At 36.7% G+C, this 17,949-nt stretch carries 10 protein-coding genes; 2 read left to right on the top strand and 8 right to left on the bottom strand.

Going from position 1 to position 17,949, the window contains the following annotated elements; genetic code table 11:
* Positions 1–40: 40 nt before the first annotated feature.
* From N4270_RS05120 to N4270_RS05110, 3 genes are all read right to left on the bottom strand, one after another.
* On the bottom strand, positions 41–421 hold the full coding sequence (locus N4270_RS05120) for a hypothetical protein (protein WP_260095861.1): 381 nt from the start codon (positions 419–421) through the stop codon (positions 41–43).
* Positions 422–492: 71 nt separating this feature from the next.
* On the bottom strand, positions 493–1,875 hold the full coding sequence (locus tag N4270_RS05115) for a DUF5689 domain-containing protein (RefSeq protein ID WP_260095860.1): 1,383 nt from the start codon (positions 1,873–1,875) through the stop codon (positions 493–495).
* Between the two features lie 64 nt (positions 1,876–1,939).
* A complete protein-coding gene (locus N4270_RS05110; protein WP_260095859.1) occupies positions 1,940–4,786 on the bottom strand; it encodes a TonB-dependent receptor in 2,847 nt (948 codons plus the stop codon).
* Between the two features lie 137 nt (positions 4,787–4,923).
* Here N4270_RS05110 and N4270_RS05105 point away from each other — a divergent pair, with 137 nt between their 5' ends.
* Positions 4,924–5,991, top strand: a complete 1,068-nt coding sequence (locus tag N4270_RS05105) for an endonuclease/exonuclease/phosphatase family protein (RefSeq protein WP_260095858.1) — start codon at positions 4,924–4,926, stop codon at positions 5,989–5,991.
* A 53-nt stretch (positions 5,992–6,044) separates the two neighbouring features.
* Here the strand turns inward: N4270_RS05105 and N4270_RS05100 are convergent, their stop codons facing one another.
* From N4270_RS05100 to N4270_RS05080, 5 genes are all read right to left on the bottom strand, one after another.
* On the bottom strand, positions 6,045–6,488 hold the full coding sequence (locus tag N4270_RS05100) for a hypothetical protein (RefSeq protein ID WP_260095857.1): 444 nt from the start codon (positions 6,486–6,488) through the stop codon (positions 6,045–6,047).
* A gap of 56 nt (positions 6,489–6,544) precedes the next feature.
* Complete coding sequence (gene pbpC / locus N4270_RS05095) at positions 6,545–8,893, bottom strand: penicillin-binding protein 1C (RefSeq protein ID WP_260095856.1); 2,349 nt, start codon at positions 8,891–8,893, stop codon at positions 6,545–6,547.
* Between the two features lie 32 nt (positions 8,894–8,925).
* Positions 8,926–9,240 (bottom strand): antibiotic biosynthesis monooxygenase, encoded by a 315-nt coding sequence (locus N4270_RS05090; protein ID WP_260095855.1) that lies wholly within the window; start codon positions 9,238–9,240, stop codon positions 8,926–8,928.
* Positions 9,241–9,366: 126 nt separating this feature from the next.
* Positions 9,367–14,949, bottom strand: a complete 5,583-nt coding sequence (locus tag N4270_RS05085) for an alpha-2-macroglobulin (RefSeq protein WP_260095853.1) — start codon at positions 14,947–14,949, stop codon at positions 9,367–9,369.
* A gap of 160 nt (positions 14,950–15,109) precedes the next feature.
* A complete protein-coding gene (locus N4270_RS05080; protein WP_260095852.1) occupies positions 15,110–16,186 on the bottom strand; it encodes an isoaspartyl peptidase/L-asparaginase family protein in 1,077 nt (358 codons plus the stop codon).
* A 121-nt stretch (positions 16,187–16,307) separates the two neighbouring features.
* Here N4270_RS05080 and N4270_RS05075 point away from each other — a divergent pair, with 121 nt between their 5' ends.
* Positions 16,308–17,861 carry an aldehyde dehydrogenase family protein gene (locus tag N4270_RS05075; RefSeq protein ID WP_260095851.1) on the top strand — a complete coding sequence of 518 codons (1,554 nt, stop codon included), beginning with the start codon at positions 16,308–16,310 and terminating at the stop codon, positions 17,859–17,861.
* The last annotated feature ends 88 nt before the right edge of the window (positions 17,862–17,949 follow it).

Below are 17,949 nucleotides of genomic sequence, written 5' to 3'. Positions count from 1 at the left end.
CAAATATCGCTAGAGGCTTTTTTTATACGGCTTATTTGCTTTAAAGTGCACTAAGAAGTATTACAGATAATACAATACAGCCCAAAAGTAATGCCCATAATAGCCAGATGTTATAGTGTTGAGGTTTTAATTTACTATTATTTTTAGCGTTAAGCACTTTTCTCTTTTTTCCACTATACTGAATCCAGTTTTTAAAATAAATAAAGAGGCTGGCCATAATAAAAAGCATCCAAGCTTTACCTGAAGACATCGTGGCCGTATTCATTTCATTTAAGAAGACAGATAGTAATATACCAGATAACAGTAGTAAACTACATTGGAGTGCAGAAATATAAAATAAAGCAATGGTGTTTGCTTTTTTCTTATGCGTCGGTTTATAATGCTTAAAAACATTAAAAAACAAAATATCAAAAGTGTTCATAACAAAAAGCATTGTAAAAGAAAAGCCACATCTTTTGAAGATGCGGCTTCTCCTTTAATCTATAATTAAATTTAGTTACCCGATACTTCTACGTTATCTAAGTGGTATCTAGTTGTCGCATTTGGATCTGAACCTTCATAGAAGAATCCAATATTAACAGTTCCGTCGATACAAGACACGTTTATTGGTCCAACAGGCTCAAAAGAACCAAAACCTCCAGATGGTCCAACAGGAATTGACGCATCTAAAGCTTGCCATGTTGCGGTTTCAGGATCTCCAGCATAATCGGTAGAAATCCAAACTGAAAGAATCGTTCCGTTATCAAAATTTGATTGGATATCAAAAGATAATTCTTCACCAGTTGTAGTATCAAAATCGATAGCAGGTGTTACTAACCATACGTTAGCTTCGGCGTTTCCTGAACTAAATGCAGAAATTCTAGCATAGTTGTTTCCTGAGAAACTTTCAGTAAACCAATCGGTATCTGTGCCACTAATGTTGATGTTATCCCAACCTTCAGAAGCAAAAGTACCAAAACCTTCAAAGTCTTCATCAAAGATGTTAGCGCCTCCACCTGATGGTGTTGTACATTCTAAAAAGTCTGGATCACAACGCTCAGCATTATCAAAGTTAATGTCTTCTGGAGAGTTGATATAAATCGTATAGAATTCATCAAAGAAGTCTCTAGTTAAGATTCCATCTAAAGTTCCTCTATTTGCAGGCAATAAGAGCGATTTAAAATCTGAAAAGGTACTTGTGCTTAATATCACAGAAGAACCTTCTGCACAGCTCTCTAATTGGCGCTCACCATCAAAATCGTCATTATCTTCAGCAGCAAATGTTTTTGGATTGTCTCCAAGAACATCATTTCTATTGAATTGAACATCACTTAAACGAATGTATAAGCTTTCAAGATCTTCTGAGAAATCAGAGATGTTCACTTCTAAAGGTACAATAGTAGCCACTTCAGAGGTACGAAGAATGTATTCAGACATTTCAGAACCAGCTATTTTAGCTAATTCATTTCCGTCTCTTCTTCCTAATTGTACCACACCGTTATCAACAGCAACCGATAAACCGTCAAGCTTTACGTATACTTTTCTTCCGAAGTCATAGATTGTAAATAAAGGATTTACATCAACTTGAACCACGATACCAGCAGTTGGATTTTCTGGCTTATCCTGAAGGACGATTTCTTCAAAGAAGTTTCCGCCTTCATCACTAGAAATCACATAACCTTCCATAAAGTTATTTGTGCCTTCAAAAGTAACGATATCATCATCAGATTGTGCTAAGTTACCAAGTACAGCATCAATATCTATAATATTACCAGTTATAACAGGATCTGTAACTTCAACATTTGGCGTGTCAAAATCATCATCCTGAACACAAGCATTAAATACCACTAAACTTAAGGCAAGTAGTATGATTTTGTTTAAATTAATTGTTTTCATTTTTTTCTTTTTTATCTCATCCTCATTAAGAGGATATTATTTTTGAAATTTATTTTTTTAGATTTTAGAATCTGAGGTAAACATTTAAATAGTAAGTTGTTCCGTTTCCGTTAAAATAACGTGAACCAAAAACAGGACCAGTACTTCGCGTTTGGTCTTCGGCTAATCTATCAAATTTAGCTAATCTTGATTGCTCAAAACCACCTGTTTTGTATTCTTGATCGAATATATTATTGATAGTCGCAAAGAATCCGATAAAGTAATCGCCTACTCGCCATGATTTACCACCAACAACATTCACTAGTACATAATCATCAAATTCTTCTTGTTTTAGTAATTCTCTGGCAACATTTTCATCATAATCAACAAAAGCTTGACCGTCAAAGTCTGTAGTAAAGTTAGCTGATCTCGCTAAATTACTAACATCGATATAAGCATTTGAAAAGTAGTTTGTAGTCACACCAACATTCCAGAAGTCTGGATCGCGGTATTCAAATCCGATTTGATAGGCACGTTCTGGTCCACCAGCAACATGGTAATCTTTGATATTTGTTGTACCATCACCAAAAGTTAATGGGCCGTCAAAATCATCACTAGTTAAATATAAGTTTGGATTGTTATTATACGTGTATTGACCAACAGAAGCCGCAGCTTTTAATTTAATTGTTGGGGTAACTTGTGCTTCAATACCTAATTCTGCTCCAATATGTCTTTTTTCAACATTGGTAAGTACTTCTTGTACAAACGCATCTCCAGTATCTAAACCTAAACCTGCAAGGTCTTCGGTGAAGTAGAAGCCGATATCTGTACCATCTTCAAAACCAGAATAAAAACCAGTAAGTCTAGCTTTTACGATTGGAGATCTAAAAATATAACTCACATCAACAGATTGTATTTTTTCACTTTCTAGTCCGATAACAACATCGTTATTTTGTCTAGCATTGCTAAAAGAATTTCTAATAGAAGGTGCTTTCGTAAAGTAACTTGCATTAACATCAACAAGGTGACGACCAGTGATTTTATAAGTACCACCAACTTTTACGCCATAGTTAGAAAAGTCTAATTTTTCACTTTTTCCAAATGAACGTGAACCTGCAAAGTTACCGTTGTTAAACAAACCATTTCTTTGGTAGGTTGTTGTTGAAATATTGGCTCCAACATAGAAATCTACTTTGTTGTATTTGAATTGCGCTTGTGCAAATCCTGTAAGGACATTAGCATCAATTTCATAGTTGTATTTATAACGATCTCCTTCTTGTACAATTCGGTTTGGATTGTTTAAATCACTTTGTGCAATATCTTCTAAAGATTGAATAACATTAGCATCTTCTTCAGCAAAGAAATCAACATCTAAATATCCAGTACCTCCTAAAAGGTCTTTAAGGTTTGCAAAGTTTTCACTTTTAAGATTTCTATAGCTTACCATTGCATTTAATCGTATACGTTCTGATAATTCGGTATCAAAAATGGTATTGACTGTAAATTGAGAATCGTCATTACGATCTTCCTGAATGGCATAAATTGAATTACCACCTTGAGCTCTTAAAGTAGCATTAGCACTGTACAAAGCATTCCAGTCTAATTGACCATCGTTAATAAAACTCTGTTCGGCTAAATACGCTTGTTCGTAATCGTAAGCTGAAGGGTTTTCATCTCTCAAATGGTAGCTTGGTAAATTTTGGTAGTAGGAAGGATCTGGGTTTCTTGCACCACCTACATAACTACTTTGTCCATTTAAAGATACTAAACGGGTTCCACCGTTGTCAATTCTTGTATTTCCTATTTTTCCAAATTGGTAAGCAACATTGGTATTTAATCTTGATTTAGATGAAATATTCCAGTAGTGGTTTAACATTAAGATAGGCTCTTCAATTTCTCTAACTCTAGAGTTTCTGCTTTCGCCATCTAATTCACCCCAAAACGGATTGTATTGTCTTCCTTTTAAATTTAGAATTTCGTCGGTAATAGCTGTAGAACGACCACGTCTGTTTTGCGCATAAATACCTGTGAAGTTAATACTGTGCTTATCATTGATTTTCTTTTCAACTGCAGCAAAAAAGGAGTTAGAGTCATAAAGTGTACCATCAACGTAACCTTCATCACCAAAACGTCTAGATGCTAATACAGAATACGACCAACCACCTTCAAGGATTCCTGAATTGTAGCTCGCCATGATTCGGCCTGTATAACTTCTGTTTGCCGAAGCATAAGAAACTCTTCCACCTTCACGGTATCTTGAAGCTCTCATCACAATATTATTGGTACCAGCAAGATCACCAAAGGTGTAATCATTAGCAGTCATACCCATAGAGAATTCCTGGTTTCTTTGAACATCATTAAGTCCGCCCCAGTTTCCCCATTGAGGTCTACCGTTAAATTGTTTGTTCATTTCGATACCATTAATAAGTACCTTACCATTGGCGTTATCTAAACCTCTTGGTCTAAAAAACGTGGCGCTAAAATCATAAGCAGCTGCACTTAAAAATTGATCTCTAGATGCCTGAAGTAATCCAGAGATGTTATCGGTTAGACCGTCATCTTCACTATTCAGGTTATCGTCAGAAATTGAAATAACGAAAGAATCAGATTTATCACTATCAAAGCTAAGAGTCATACCGCTAATATCTACGGTTTGGCCTTCATTAACAACAATAGGATAACGTTTAGTAACATAACCTTGCTTTTCAACTCTAAGTACTTGTTCTCCTAGAGGAACAATGGTTTTAAATTGAAACTCACCATTCGCGTTAGTTTTAACAGATTGTGAGGTTTCTTCAATTGTAATTGTTACATCGGGAATAGGTTCTCCTGTTGTTCCATCTAAAACACTACCTTTAACAATAGTCTCTTGAGAGAAGGATGTCAACACGGAAAAAATTCCGAATAAAAAAATAAAAAAACTTTTTTTCATGCCTTATTTTAAGATTAATAGTTCTTGTGCATTAAATAATAGTTATTTAAAGCGTGCAAATTTACATTATTTATAATAAATACATACTTTTGGCTCGACATTTGTAAACATCATAACGATAACATAATATATAAACTATGAAACCATTACATTTTTCTTTAGCGATTATCTGTTTTTTAATGACATTTAATGGCTTCTCACAAGATGAAAAAAAAGAAAAACGATTTAAAATTCACACTGTAGCATTTTACAATTTAGAAAATTTATTTGATACCATAAACGATACCACTAAGTTTGATGAACGAAGCCCTATCATGGAGATAAAAGCAGATAGAGCAGGTATTTATAAGAAGAAAGTCAACAATATGGCTAGAGTTATTGCCGATATTGGTGCCGATATTACAGGAAATACGCCTGCTATTATTGGGGTTTGTGAAGTTGAAAACCGCCAAGTTTTGGTCGATGTCGTGAATCACCCTTTATTGTTGTCTAAAGATTATGGTATTATTCATTATGAGTCTCCAGATGTTAGAGGTATTGATGTGGCATTATTATACCAAAAGAAACTATTTAAACCTACAAGTCATGAGTCTTATGAATTGCTCATCTATGATGATGTGAGTCGCGATAGAGTCATTACCAGAGATCAGTTATTGGTTAGTGGCGAATTAGATGGCGATCCTATTCATGTGATCGTAAATCACTGGCCATCCAGAAGTGGTGGAGAAGCGAGAAGCCGATCTAAACGTGTTGGTGCCGCTAAATTAAATAAACGCATTATCGATTCTATTCAAACCAAAGATCCCTACGCTAAAATATTTACGATGGGCGATTTAAATGACGACCCAACTAATGCCAGTGTAAAAGATGTTTTAAAAGCTAAAGCCGATAAAGACGATGTTGAGTTAAAAGGAATTTATAACCCGTTTGAAAAAATGTTTACTGAAAAAGGCTACGGAACAACAGCCTATAGAGATGCCTGGAGTTTGTTTGATCAAATTATGATGACCAAACCTTTAATTGAAACGGACGATTATTCGTCGTTTAAATTTTATAAAGCAGGGATTTACAATAAAACTTACCTTACAAATAAACGTGGACGTTACAGAGGTTACCCGTTTAGAAGTTTTGCTGATGGCGGATTTACTAACGGATTTAGTGATCACTTTCCTGTTTATGTTTATCTAATTAAACAAGTAGACTAAGAACAAATTATCATTATAAAAAAAATGCGCTATGAATTCATAGCGCATTTTTTTTACATCCAACTCATCCAGTTTGACCAAGGAATCCTTGAAAGTACAAGAACTAAACCTAAGGTATAAAATATGGCTAGCATCTTAAATTTTGGTTTAGAAGTTAATTTCTTTTTGTGTTTAGAATAGCCAATCGTAATCAAAGTTACAGCTAAAATTCCAACAAAAGGATGGTCTACGGCTAACAATCGAGATAAAGAATCTAAACCGCTAACACCATTGGCATTTAGGTTTTTAAATCCGAAAGGCGATGTGAAGTACAATACAAAACCTATTAAGAGTTGAATATGCATCACAATCAATGTAAACAGCGAAATTCTAAAATCGACAGCTTGAAATTCTTTGTTTCCAAAAAATTTAAATAGTGCATTCAATGATGCAATAACAATCATTAGTAAAGCCAGATATGCCCAATAAGAATGGAGCATTTTAACAACGTCGTACATGTTTTAAAGTTTAGAAATTAGATAAACAAATGTAATAATTTAATACACCTTATGTGTTATTCTGAAATAGAAATCTGTCGTTTTGTTTCGTTTCCAAATGCATCAACAACCGTAATAATGTGTTTGCCTTTCTTCGGAATTATCGCCAATTCATGAATGTCTTTCGTAGAACCCACATAGGTTTCATCCAGATACCAGTAGACCTGAGTTTCGGGTTTTGAATGTGCAATTTTTAGAATTAAATCATTCGTTTCGCCGTTAAAATCCTTCGGAAGAAAAATCGAATTGTTTCGTTTCGGATAAATAAAATTCATAGTTTCCTGAACTTCTCCAGCACAATCCAGTCGCAATTTTGGAAGCGGTTTATAAAACGGATTTTTAGACTTGTAATAATGCGCTTTTAAAGGCGATAATACAAACCAAGACTTATGCTTGATGGCATTTAAATCTTCGCAGGACGAATTGACCTGATAGGTTTCAGTGCGATCCACATGTGCTAAAATATGATACGGACAAGGTTCTGTCTTTAAACCACTATTCTGAATAAACGTAGGCTCCACGTCATCACAAACAGGTGAGGCACGATGGCCACTTTTTAAACAGATGTTTACCTCTTGCATCTCGTCATAAGGTTTTACAAACCAATCACTATGAGGTAAGATATCAAACACATCAAATAAAATAGGTGCTGCAGTTTGTACGCCAACCAAACCTGGACGTCCTTCGCCATCGGCATTACCAACCCAAACACCTACAACATAATCTTTGGTGGTACCAATTGCCCAGGCATCCCGAAAACCAAAACTCGTTCCTGTTTTCCAGGCGATTTGTTTCGAATCGTCAAAAAATTCCCAGCTTTCATCACCTTCAGGACGATTGACTTTTTTTAAACTCTCGTAGGTTAAATAAATTGATGCAGCATCAAACAACGTTTTGTCAGTTGATGTTGTTCCAAAATCGACGCTTTCCGAAGCCATAAAAGTGGGCTCTACAAATTCGTTGGTGTAATATTCGCTCGAGGTTTCTGAAAAATGATTGAGTGTAGACGAGAGCGATGCATAGCTTTTACACAAATCCCAAAGATTACTTTCTGCGCCTCCCAAAATAAGGGATAATCCATAATGGTTGGCATTGTATTTTAAATCTTTAAGATTGAGTTGTTTTAAATATTGATGAAACCGATCCAATCCAAAGTCTTGTAACATACGAACCGCAGGAACGTTTAACGAACGTGATAAAGCACGACTTGCAGGAACAACACCATCATAATCTTTATTAAAGTTTACGGGATTATAACTCCCAAACTGACTTGGAATATCGGCTACTAAAGTATTGGGCAACAAATCACCTGCATCTAACATTGAAGCGTACAAAAAGGGTTTTAAAATGCTTCCTGTGCTTCGAGGTTTGTCAATAATATCAACATCTTTTTGATGCGCTCTATCGGTTGGTGTATTACCAACATAAGCGAGTACTTCTCGGGTATGTACATTGAGAACAAGTACTGCGGCATTATGGATTTCGTTTTGTTTTAAAATGTTATACTGGTTTTTAACCACGTGATTAATACGTTCCTGAAGCCTGGTATCCAAAGTGGTTTGAACGCGTTCGCCACGATGTGATTGCGCAACTTTTTGTAAAAGATGTGGCGCTATTTGAGGTAATGCATAAGGCTTCTGAGGAAGTGCTTCGGAAATGGATAACTGGTAGGTTAAGTCGTCTATAATGTCATTGTCTAATAATTTTTTGAGTAAACGGTTTCGTTTTGCTAATAAACGCTCTTGATTTTTTCCAGGATAAATTAAACTTGGGGCATTGGGCAAAACAGCCAGTGTTGCACTTTCCGCCCAGGATAATTGATGCGCATCTCTATTAAAATAGCGCCATGAAGCCGCATCCAACCCAACAACATTGCCACCAAATGGAGCATTACTGGCATAGTAAGCCAGGATTTCAGATTTTGAATCGCGGAGTTCTAAGCGTGTGGCGAGCACTATTTCTTTGATTTTTTCAAGATAAGTTCGCGCTTGTCCTTTTCGGGATAAACGAATGACTTGCTGAGTTAAAGTACTACCACCACGTTTGACTTCACCAGAACTTATATTGTCTTTTAAGGCCTTAAAAATCGAAATAGGATTAAATCCTGGATGCTCATAAAAATATTCATCTTCAAACTGAATGATACAGGTTTTAAATTTCTCAGGAATACTATCATTATGAGGAAAACGCCATTGGCCATCTGTAGCAATTTGAGCTCCTAAAAGCTCCTTGTTTTTACTCGTAATGACTGTGGCTGTTGGGTCTTTAAATAACTCCGTAGGTAAACAAAAAGCATACACGATAAGAAGTATTCCAAAAACGACAGACTTCCTTTTATGTTTTTTTATGTAGTGTATGAGTTTCATTTGCGTTATTCTGAACTTGTTTCAGGATCTCATTAGTTATCTTTTGTGAATTCGTATTCACGCTCCACTTTACAGATGCGTACTTTATAGTAAGTGTACCAGTCTTTACGCCCTTTTTGTTGCGCGATAAGATGATCATTGTGTTGCTTCCAATTTTTAATAGCATCGAGACTTTCCCAGTAACTTACTGTGATTCCGAGATCGCTTCTAGCGCTTTCTATCCCTAAAAAACCCTCTTGTTGTTTTGCTAATACTTCCATCTGATTGGCCATTTCTGAATAGCCTTCAGTGTTTTCAGACTGCAATGAAGTAAATATGACGGCGTAGTAAGGTTTAGTGTTTTTCATCTTAAATCATCTTATTTCGACATTTTGAACTCGATTACTCATTACTATTAATTGTAAATTTCGTCATTCTGAACTCGTTTCAGAATCTCACATCTTTGACTAAACACCTTGTAAACAAGCGTTTTTTTATTTCTTTACCTCAATCCAACTTCCCTTATTTCGCACAAAGAAATCATTATCATACATGGCTTCAACTTGAGTTCCTGGTAAATAATAAGTTCCTAAATACGAAGCATTCAGCATGACTGTAAAGACTTTGGTCCCGTGTTTCCCCTTTGATGGTAAATCGAAATAGAAATTCACACGGTCGTCTCTAATATCTGTATATCGGGCTGCACTCGTTGTGGTATCTCCATAATCTGTAAAACGCGTATTCACTATTTCCCATCCCGATGGAAAAATTTGAGTCAGGGCGACATCCCGAAGGTTTTCATTCTTTAAATTGCTTACGCTCACTCTAGCCACAATATCTTGTCCTTGTTGTAAGCTTTTTACATCGATACGATTTCCTTTTAAATCGGTATAAATTACCGAAACACTTAAACCGCGTTGTTCGGCGAGTTCTTCTCCTAATGGTAACTTACCAGAGTTTAAAACTCTTACATAAACAAGATTCCCGGCTTCATTTTTAAGTTGTAAGGTGTTGGCACCATCCACTACAGCCAACTCACGCTGTGCAATGGTACTTTTGGTGGTTATGGTTTCCGTTTTGCCTCCAAAAGTATAGGTGAAATTCATGTCTTTCCCACCATTGGCTTCCACCATTTTCGCCATAGCCAATAAGCTGTAAGCGGTCGTTTGTGTACTCATCCAATTAGTACTCGACAAATCTTTTGCAATTTGTTCTGAAAGTGCTCGGGCTTTTGGATTTTGTGTAATAATCATGGTTTCTAAAGCCATAGCGCGATTACGATCTACCGAACCATAGGTATAATAATTATACTTTGGTGGTTTAAAATCGATATTAGCCGATTGCGACAATTGTGCACTCGCTTCTTTTTGTCCGGCTAAAGCATAAGCCGCAGCCAATCGCCATTTGGCTTCGTTCGAAATTTCACTAAACTCGCGTAAGCGATTCATAGACGCAAGATCTGGGCTACCCGCTAAAGCCAACGTGTATAACCTATAGGCTTGTGCTAAATCGGAATTATAGTTTCTGTAACTTGGTCTCCAATCTCGAGCCGCTTGCTTTTGGTAGCTTAACCAGTTGCTTTTAAAAGTAAGTGGTAATACAAAACCTTTCTTTTCGGCTTCAATTAAGAAATGCCCAGCATAGCTCGTTCCCCAGTCATTAGCTGTATTTTCTCCAATCCAGTAACTCATGCCACCATTTGGACGTTGGAAATTTCCTAAGCGTCTGATGCCGTTTTCTATGTTCGACTGAATTTCTTGTTTTTTCTCATATTTTAAATCGAATATATCACTCAAGTATAACTGCGGAAAGACACTTGAGGTCGTTTGCTCTACACAGCCATGTGGATATTGAATCAGGTATTGTAAGCGTTTTGAGAAATCCATAGGTGGAAGCGTGGAGAATTCCACTGTTGCTGTATTGGTTCCAGGCACGCCGAAGGTTCTAAACTCTAAACGCTCTGAAGCATTGGCTTCCAGCTTTGCATTTTCGTATAATGAGGTTATCGGATTCGGATTTACCACATCCAATTCAACTTTATAGCTTGACTTTTCACCATTTCCAGTGGCTATAACTTCAACCGTATTAATGCCTTTGGCTTTGCTCACATCTAACTCGAAGTAAGCCATTTGCTCGTCAGGTTTTGCAAAAGTCATTTGCTGACTACTGTTTCCTACAACTGAAATTCCCTCACTTAATTTCAAGCTTAAGTTCACATTTTTGACCTTAGGTTCCATCGCAAATACGGTCACAGGAAGTGTTACTTTTTCTCCCGGACTTAACTTTCTGGGTAAAGTCGCTAAGACCATTAATGGTTTTTTTACTTCTACAGATTTGTCGGTACTTCCGTAGGCTTCCATTTGGTTATTTCCAGCAACAACCATGGTTCGTACTGCACCAACATAATTTGGCATTTTGATTTTATGCGATTTAGACTTTCCGGCTTCTAACTCAAATGGACCTAAATAAGTGACAACCGGCTTAAAGCGATTTGCTTTTTTATTCTTGCCTTTGGCAGCACTACCATCTCCACCAATAGCTAAGACCTGATCGATACTTCCAGAATAAGCACCAATCACATCATCAAAAATATCCCAGGTTTTCACACCTAATGCTTCACGCGAATAAAAATCGTTCCATGCATTTGGGGTTTTAAATCGTGTTAAATCTAATAAGCCTTCTTCGACCATCGCAATGGTATAGGTCATTGATTTTTTATTTTTTTCGGAAACAAAGACTTCAAATTCTTGTTCTGGTCTAAGTACACTGGCCATTCGTAATTCTGGTTCGAGAATGGTTTTTGGATCTTCTACCAAAATTGGAATAACACCATAGAGTCGTATTGGTAAATCGTTACTTGTGATGGCATGTGGTTGTAATAAGGAGATGTTGACAAATACATTGGGCGCCATTTCCGAAGTAATCGGAATGTCAACAGTGGTTTCTCCTTTGTTAGTTTTCACCCATTTGTGTTCTATCACGTCCGAGCCATTTTCAATACTTATTAAAGCACGACCTTCACTTCCGGAAGGGAATTTAATGGTCGCGGTTTCACCAACATTATAATTGTCTTTATCTGAAGCAAATACCAGCATTTTTGCCGCTTCTTTGTCATTTCCTGTTGACATACCAGACCAGTTTTTATAGAAATAGGCAGTTCGTCCCGTCGCATGGCCACTCACAGGATCATACACTCTAATGAGGTAACGGCCTCTTTCATTTTCAGGGATTTTGATATTAAATGAGGTTTTTCCGTTGGCACCTGTTGATGCTTTTTGGTTTAAAATGGGTCTGTGGTAACTACTCGATACATAATTGGAAAGGTTGTCATACGAGGAGTTCCACCACCAGCGCCATTCAATTTTATACACTTTTATTTCCAGGTCGTTTCGTTGTACAGGCTTTCCGTCTTTATCAACAACGGCTAAATCAAAGGTTTGGTTAGTGTCTGTAAAATAAGAACCATAATAATTACCCTTCGGAGATTTGAGTCCGACATAAGATGCATAAGGCGAATAGGTTTTCGTAAATGCATCTAAAGAAAAATCGCCACCATTTTCAAAAGCTCGAACTAAAAACTGTGCATTGAGCATTCCTGGTGCATTCTTTCCAACATCTAAATTGGTCGTGATGGTTGCTGTTCCTTCTTCATCAAGATGTCCTTCAAAAACATTGAGTTCTTCCGAATTAAATTGACGCGCAGGATCGGTAAACGTATAGTCTTTAAAGTTTTTAAAACTTGTATAAGAACTGCTGAATTTAGCCTTAATTTCTGCCTTGATTTGTTTAGCAGGCGCACCATGTAACCATTTTACATCAAGTGTTCCGTTGAGAGGTTCGTTGCTTGACAATACGTCTTTATCAAAATCTACTTTAATTTTCAGGCGGTTCGGTTTGACCGTTTCCACCTTTAAAGATTTATAAAATTGGGCACCTCCAACAGAAACTTTAGCATTGTAGTTTCCTGTTTTTCCTTCGGAAGACGTAGGTACAATAAACTTAAAGAAGTTGTTGACATTATCAGTTGTCACGTGTTTGTACACCAGTTTTCCATTGGGATCGGTAACTTCAAGTTTTACTGGATGGCCTTTAGGAAGTTCGTTGGCTTTATCATTTAGCATAAATGTCAGGAAAAGTGAGTCACCTGGTCGCCAAACACCACGCTCTCCGTAGATGTAGCCTTTGAGTCCGCGTTGTAAACGATTCCCCGAAACATCAAACTTACTTAAGGAAAGTGAATTCCCATCTGTTAGTCGGAGATAACTAGTATTATTGCCTTTAGTTACAATAGCAAAAGTGGCATATTTATTAGATTCGAAAACCGCTAAACCTTCACTATTGGTTGAGGTCGAACCAATTTCCTGTTGCTGAAAATTATACAATTTGATTGTGGCTCCTGCTTCCGGATTGGTATTTAAAATATTGGTAACCGCAAAATAATAATTGTTATTAACGCCTTGCTTTACGATGACACCTAAGTTGGATGCTAATAGATTTTGGGATACAATGCGGTTTTCATTGTAATAGGCATCGTCACATGGGTTATCGCGTTGTCTCCAGTTATAGGTGTAGTTTCGGTAACGGTACGTACGATTGTCCCAGTATTCTTGTTCTTTAAGTTCTTCGTCTTCGGTAGTTGTATCCGCAAAATCATCGTAATAATAATCCTCTTCATAATAGTAATCGTCATACTCATCGTTGTCGTTTAAAGCACCTTGCGGATTTGCCTCGCAATCATACAAAGAATAGTTTCTGGAATAACTCAGTTCGACTCTGTAAATGGCACCTGGATCGGCTTTGAAAAACTTGGATAAATCGATACTGTAAGCTTTCCATTTTCCTGAATTTTCAGCAGCAGATTGCAACGGAATAGTTTGCTTTGCTATACGACGACCAACACGTTTAATTTCGTTTTGATTGTTGCTGTTCATTGGGTTGTCTTGAAGAAACTGTAAGACATTATCTTCAAATATTTTAATAACCCTTACATCTACAGCACTTAAGTTAACCGCTTCAAAATTAAATTTAAGCTCATTAGAATTAGGTAAAATTGTGCCGTTACTTATGAGGCGAACCTGAGGTTTTATTTCTTCAAAAGAGATGGCTTCAGAAAATGCCGTTTTAAGTTTGTAACCATCCGTATTTTTGATACCCTGAAACACATCGACCTGGATATTACCAACCAGTTTGGTGTCTGGATAAACTTTTAGCACATTCCCAACAACCACAAATTTTGGGTTTTTGACATTCTGAATGGTTACCAAACCATCAAAATTTTGCTGATTTTTAATAGGATCAGAGAAGTTGATGTATAGGAATTGTTCCGGACTTTTATACGCTTCAACATTTACGATTTTAAAATTATTAATCCCAGGAATCTGGACTTTGTTTTCGCCTTTGTTTTCTGCTTTTATCGCTTTTCCATTCCATGTTATGGTAATTTCAGAATCTTCAACAAAACGGTTGATACTATCAATTTTAAACTTAAAATAATTAGAATGTTGCTCTACTTCATCAAAGGCTAATTTTAGCGATTTTCCTTTTTGAGTTGCTTCCACCAGTTTTTTAGCATCTGTAAGTGATATGATATCTGCTGATTTAATTACAGCTTCGATGTATTGCCATTTTTTACTGTACGATTGCAAGCTGTTTGTTACAATATTAAAGTTGGGTGTTATGGTTTTAAACTGAAATACGTAGTCTTCATAATCTTTAGGCATGTCCTTGTAAATCTTGTCGAGTTTTACGGCTACCGTATATTCTGTTGCTGGGTCTAAATGCTCATCAGGTATAAAAAGGAGGGTATGTTTATTAGAAGCTTTTAAGGTGCCGTCAACATGCGGAGAAATTTTAATAATGGCATCATCAATAACAGTGTCAATGCCCCAACCTTCCACATCATTGGACAGATTAATGGTAATGGGTTCTGTCACCGATTGTAAGCCTGAAGAGGTATAGCTAATATAATCTCTAAACTTGAAGAGGTTATCGGTTTCTTGAGTGATACTGTCCTTTTTTTTACAGGAAACAGCAAATGCAAGGCAAATAATAAGAGCAAATAGATGTTTAAGTGTCATGGCTTCGGATATGTTTATTGGTTTATGTGCTTACTATTCAAACCATCAAAAGAATCGTTGAATACTATAAAACTAGGGCAATCAAAGGGATTTACGAGTTGTGTTTTGTTATGTGTTACAAATAAAATAGAATTCGTTGTTAATCTGAGAGTATTCGTTTTTACTCCTTATAAATCCCTATCGTTAATTCGCCTTTTGCATTCATAGAAGCCCGATACATTCCAGAGGTATTAAACTCGGCCACCATGTTGCCATGTTTATCAACAGCAACAATACCACCATCACCACCAAGTTCTGGAACTTTCTTTTGAATCACCTCTTGGGCAGCTTCTTTAAGTGATAAGCCTTTGTATTGCATCAAGGCCGAAATATCATGAGCTACCATAGCCCTTATAAAATATTCGCCCCAACCTGTGCTAGACACCGCACAAGAATTATTGTTGGCATAAGTACCAGCTCCAATGATTGGCGCATCACCAACACGACCATAGCGCTTGTTGGTCATACCACCAGTTGAGGTGCCAGCGGCTAAATTTCCATCTTTATCAAGTGCAGCACAACCCACAGTTCCGAATTTATAATTTTGAATCTCAGCATCAAAAAAGGCGGTCTTATCATCATGGTCTAATTCTATTTTTTCGCGCTCTTTTGCTCGTTTTACTGAATTTAGGCGGTTTTCAGTATAAAAATAAGACGGTTCAACGATGGCTAGATTTTGTTCTTTTGCATAGGTTTCGGCACCAACACCAGCCATCATAACGTGTGGTGATTTATCCATAATAATTCGCGCCAAATTAATCGGGTTTCTTACTGTGGTTGTTCCTGCAGAAGCACCAGCATTTAAGGTTTTTCCGTCCATAATGGAAGCGTCTAACTCATTGGTTTCAGCATTAGTGTATACGGCACCTTTTCCGGCGTTAAAGAGTGGCGAATCTTCCATCACATTGATGGCTAATTGTACAGCATCAATACTGCTTCCGCCTTGTTTTAAAATCTCATAACCTACTCTGATGGCTTCCTCTAATTTTGCTTTATAGGCCGCTTCTTTTTCAGGAGTCATATTTTTTTTCAGAATAGTACCTGCACCACCATGAATGATTATGGCAAACTCGGCTTTTGTTTCTGTATTTGTTTTGAAGTCATTGGTTGTGGTGTTTTCGTTTTCTGAAGTTTTAGTGGTTTCAGCACAGTTAAAACAGATGAAAAATAGTAAAGTAAAACAGAAAGAATATCTCATGATTAGGTGTGATTTTTAAGTGCATTAAAGTTACATTTTTCAGTACCTATCATCAAGCAAAACTGACAATTTATTAGTAACTTCGCCTCAAAATTTAATAATTCTTAAAAAACAAGCATATATGGAAGCTATTGCTACCGATTTCGGAATAAAAGAAGCCTTAAAACAATTAGGTGTTAATGAGATAAATGATGGAACATCTACAGGTTCTAATAATTTTTCTAATGGAGATATCATTGAATCTTATTCTCCTGTTGATGGTCAATTGATAGGAAAAGTAAGAACGACAACACGAGCAGATTACGATAAAGTCATGGATGTTGCTACTAAAGCATTTAAATCCTGGAGAGATGTTCCTGCGCCACAGCGTGGAGAAATTGTACGTCAGTTTGGAAATAAATTAAGAGATTTAAAAGAACCACTCGGTAAGTTAGTGTCTTATGAAATGGGAAAATCATTACAAGAAGGTTATGGTGAAGTTCAGGAAATGATTGACATCTGTGATTTTGCAGTGGGATTATCAAGACAACTTAATGGTCAAACAATTCCTTCGGAACGTCCTGGTCATGTCATGAGAGAACAATGGCACCCAATTGGTGTGGTAGGAATCATTTCGGCCTTTAACTTTCCTGTGGCCGTTTGGGCTTGGAATACAGCATTGGCATGGATTTGTGGTGATGTATGTGTGTGGAAAGCTTCGGAAAAAGCCCCTCTATGTTCTGTAGCATGTCAAAATATTATTGCAGAAATTTTAAAAGAAAATAATTTGCCAGAAGGAATCTCTTGTATCATCAATGGCGATTATAAAGTTGGTGAGTTTATGACTACAGATACTAGAATTCCTTTAGTATCGGCTACAGGTTCTACCAGAATGGGACGTATTGTCGGAAAAACAGTTGCTGAACGTTTTGGGAAGTCGTTGTTAGAATTGGGAGGAAATAATGCCATTATTATTACTCCAACTGCCGATTTAAAAGTGGTGGTTCCAGGTGCTGTATTTGGAGCTGTTGGAACTTGCGGGCAACGTTGTACATCAACACGTCGTTTAATTATTCATGAGTCTGTTTACGATAAAGTGAGAGATGCTATTGTTGGCGCTTATGGTCAATTAACTATTGGTAATCCTCTGGATGAAAAAAATCATATTGGACCCTTAATTGATAAAGATGCTGTAAACATGTACTTAGCAGCTATTGAAAAAGCAAAAGCTGAAGGCGGAAACGTTTTGGTTGAAGGTGGTGTTTTAGAAGGCGAAGGTTATGAGTCGGGATGCTACGTAAAACCAGCGATTATTGAAGCTGAAAATCATTTTGAAATTGTACAACACGAAACATTTGCACCTATTTTATATTTGATGAAGTATTCTGGTGATATCGACAATGCAATTGAAAAGCAAAATGGTGTTGCGCAAGGTTTATCTTCGGCAATTATGACCAATGAAATGAAAGAAGCCGAAAAATTCTTATCGTATGCAGGTTCCGATTGTGGAATTGCAAATGTTAATATAGGAACTTCGGGTGCTGAAATTGGAGGAGCCTTTGGAGGCGAAAAAGAAACAGGTGGTGGTCGCGAGTCTGGATCAGATGCATGGAAAGTGTATATGAGACGCCAAACTAATACCATAAACTATTCTGATGAATTGCCGTTAGCACAAGGAATTAAATTTGATCTTTAATTAGAACATTTTTCTGTATCAACATACAAATCAAGGTCTAAAAACCGTTTCATTATGAGACGGTTTTTTTGTGTGATAAACTTTGGAA

It is taken from the genome of Psychroserpens sp. SPM9, assembly GCF_025153525.1.
Lineage (GTDB): Bacteria > Bacteroidota > Bacteroidia > Flavobacteriales > Flavobacteriaceae > Psychroserpens.
The sequence above is the reverse complement of the archived record's forward strand: the minus strand, read 5'-3'. Positions and strand labels throughout refer to the sequence as shown.

What these genes read in the sequence shown, in the direction of transcription:
- N4270_RS05090 (WP_260095855.1), bottom strand. Translation starts at nt 9,240, where the DNA reads ATGAAAAACACTAAACCTTACTACGCCGTCATATTTACTTCATTGCAG.
- N4270_RS05075 (WP_260095851.1), top strand. Translation starts at nt 16,308, where the DNA reads ATGGAAGCTATTGCTACCGATTTCGGAATAAAAGAAGCCTTAAAACAA.
- N4270_RS05105 (WP_260095858.1), top strand. Translation starts at nt 4,924, where the DNA reads ATGAAACCATTACATTTTTCTTTAGCGATTATCTGTTTTTTAATGACA.
- N4270_RS05115 (WP_260095860.1), bottom strand. Translation starts at nt 1,875, where the DNA reads ATGAAAACAATTAATTTAAACAAAATCATACTACTTGCCTTAAGTTTA.
- N4270_RS05085 (WP_260095853.1), bottom strand. Translation starts at nt 14,949, where the DNA reads ATGACACTTAAACATCTATTTGCTCTTATTATTTGCCTTGCATTTGCT.
- N4270_RS05110 (WP_260095859.1), bottom strand. Translation starts at nt 4,786, where the DNA reads ATGAAAAAAAGTTTTTTTATTTTTTTATTCGGAATTTTTTCCGTGTTG.
- N4270_RS05120 (WP_260095861.1), bottom strand. Translation starts at nt 421, where the DNA reads ATGAACACTTTTGATATTTTGTTTTTTAATGTTTTTAAGCATTATAAA.
- N4270_RS05100 (WP_260095857.1), bottom strand. Translation starts at nt 6,488, where the DNA reads ATGTACGACGTTGTTAAAATGCTCCATTCTTATTGGGCATATCTGGCT.
- N4270_RS05080 (WP_260095852.1), bottom strand. Translation starts at nt 16,186, where the DNA reads ATGAGATATTCTTTCTGTTTTACTTTACTATTTTTCATCTGTTTTAAC.
- pbpC (WP_260095856.1), bottom strand. Translation starts at nt 8,893, where the DNA reads ATGAAACTCATACACTACATAAAAAAACATAAAAGGAAGTCTGTCGTT.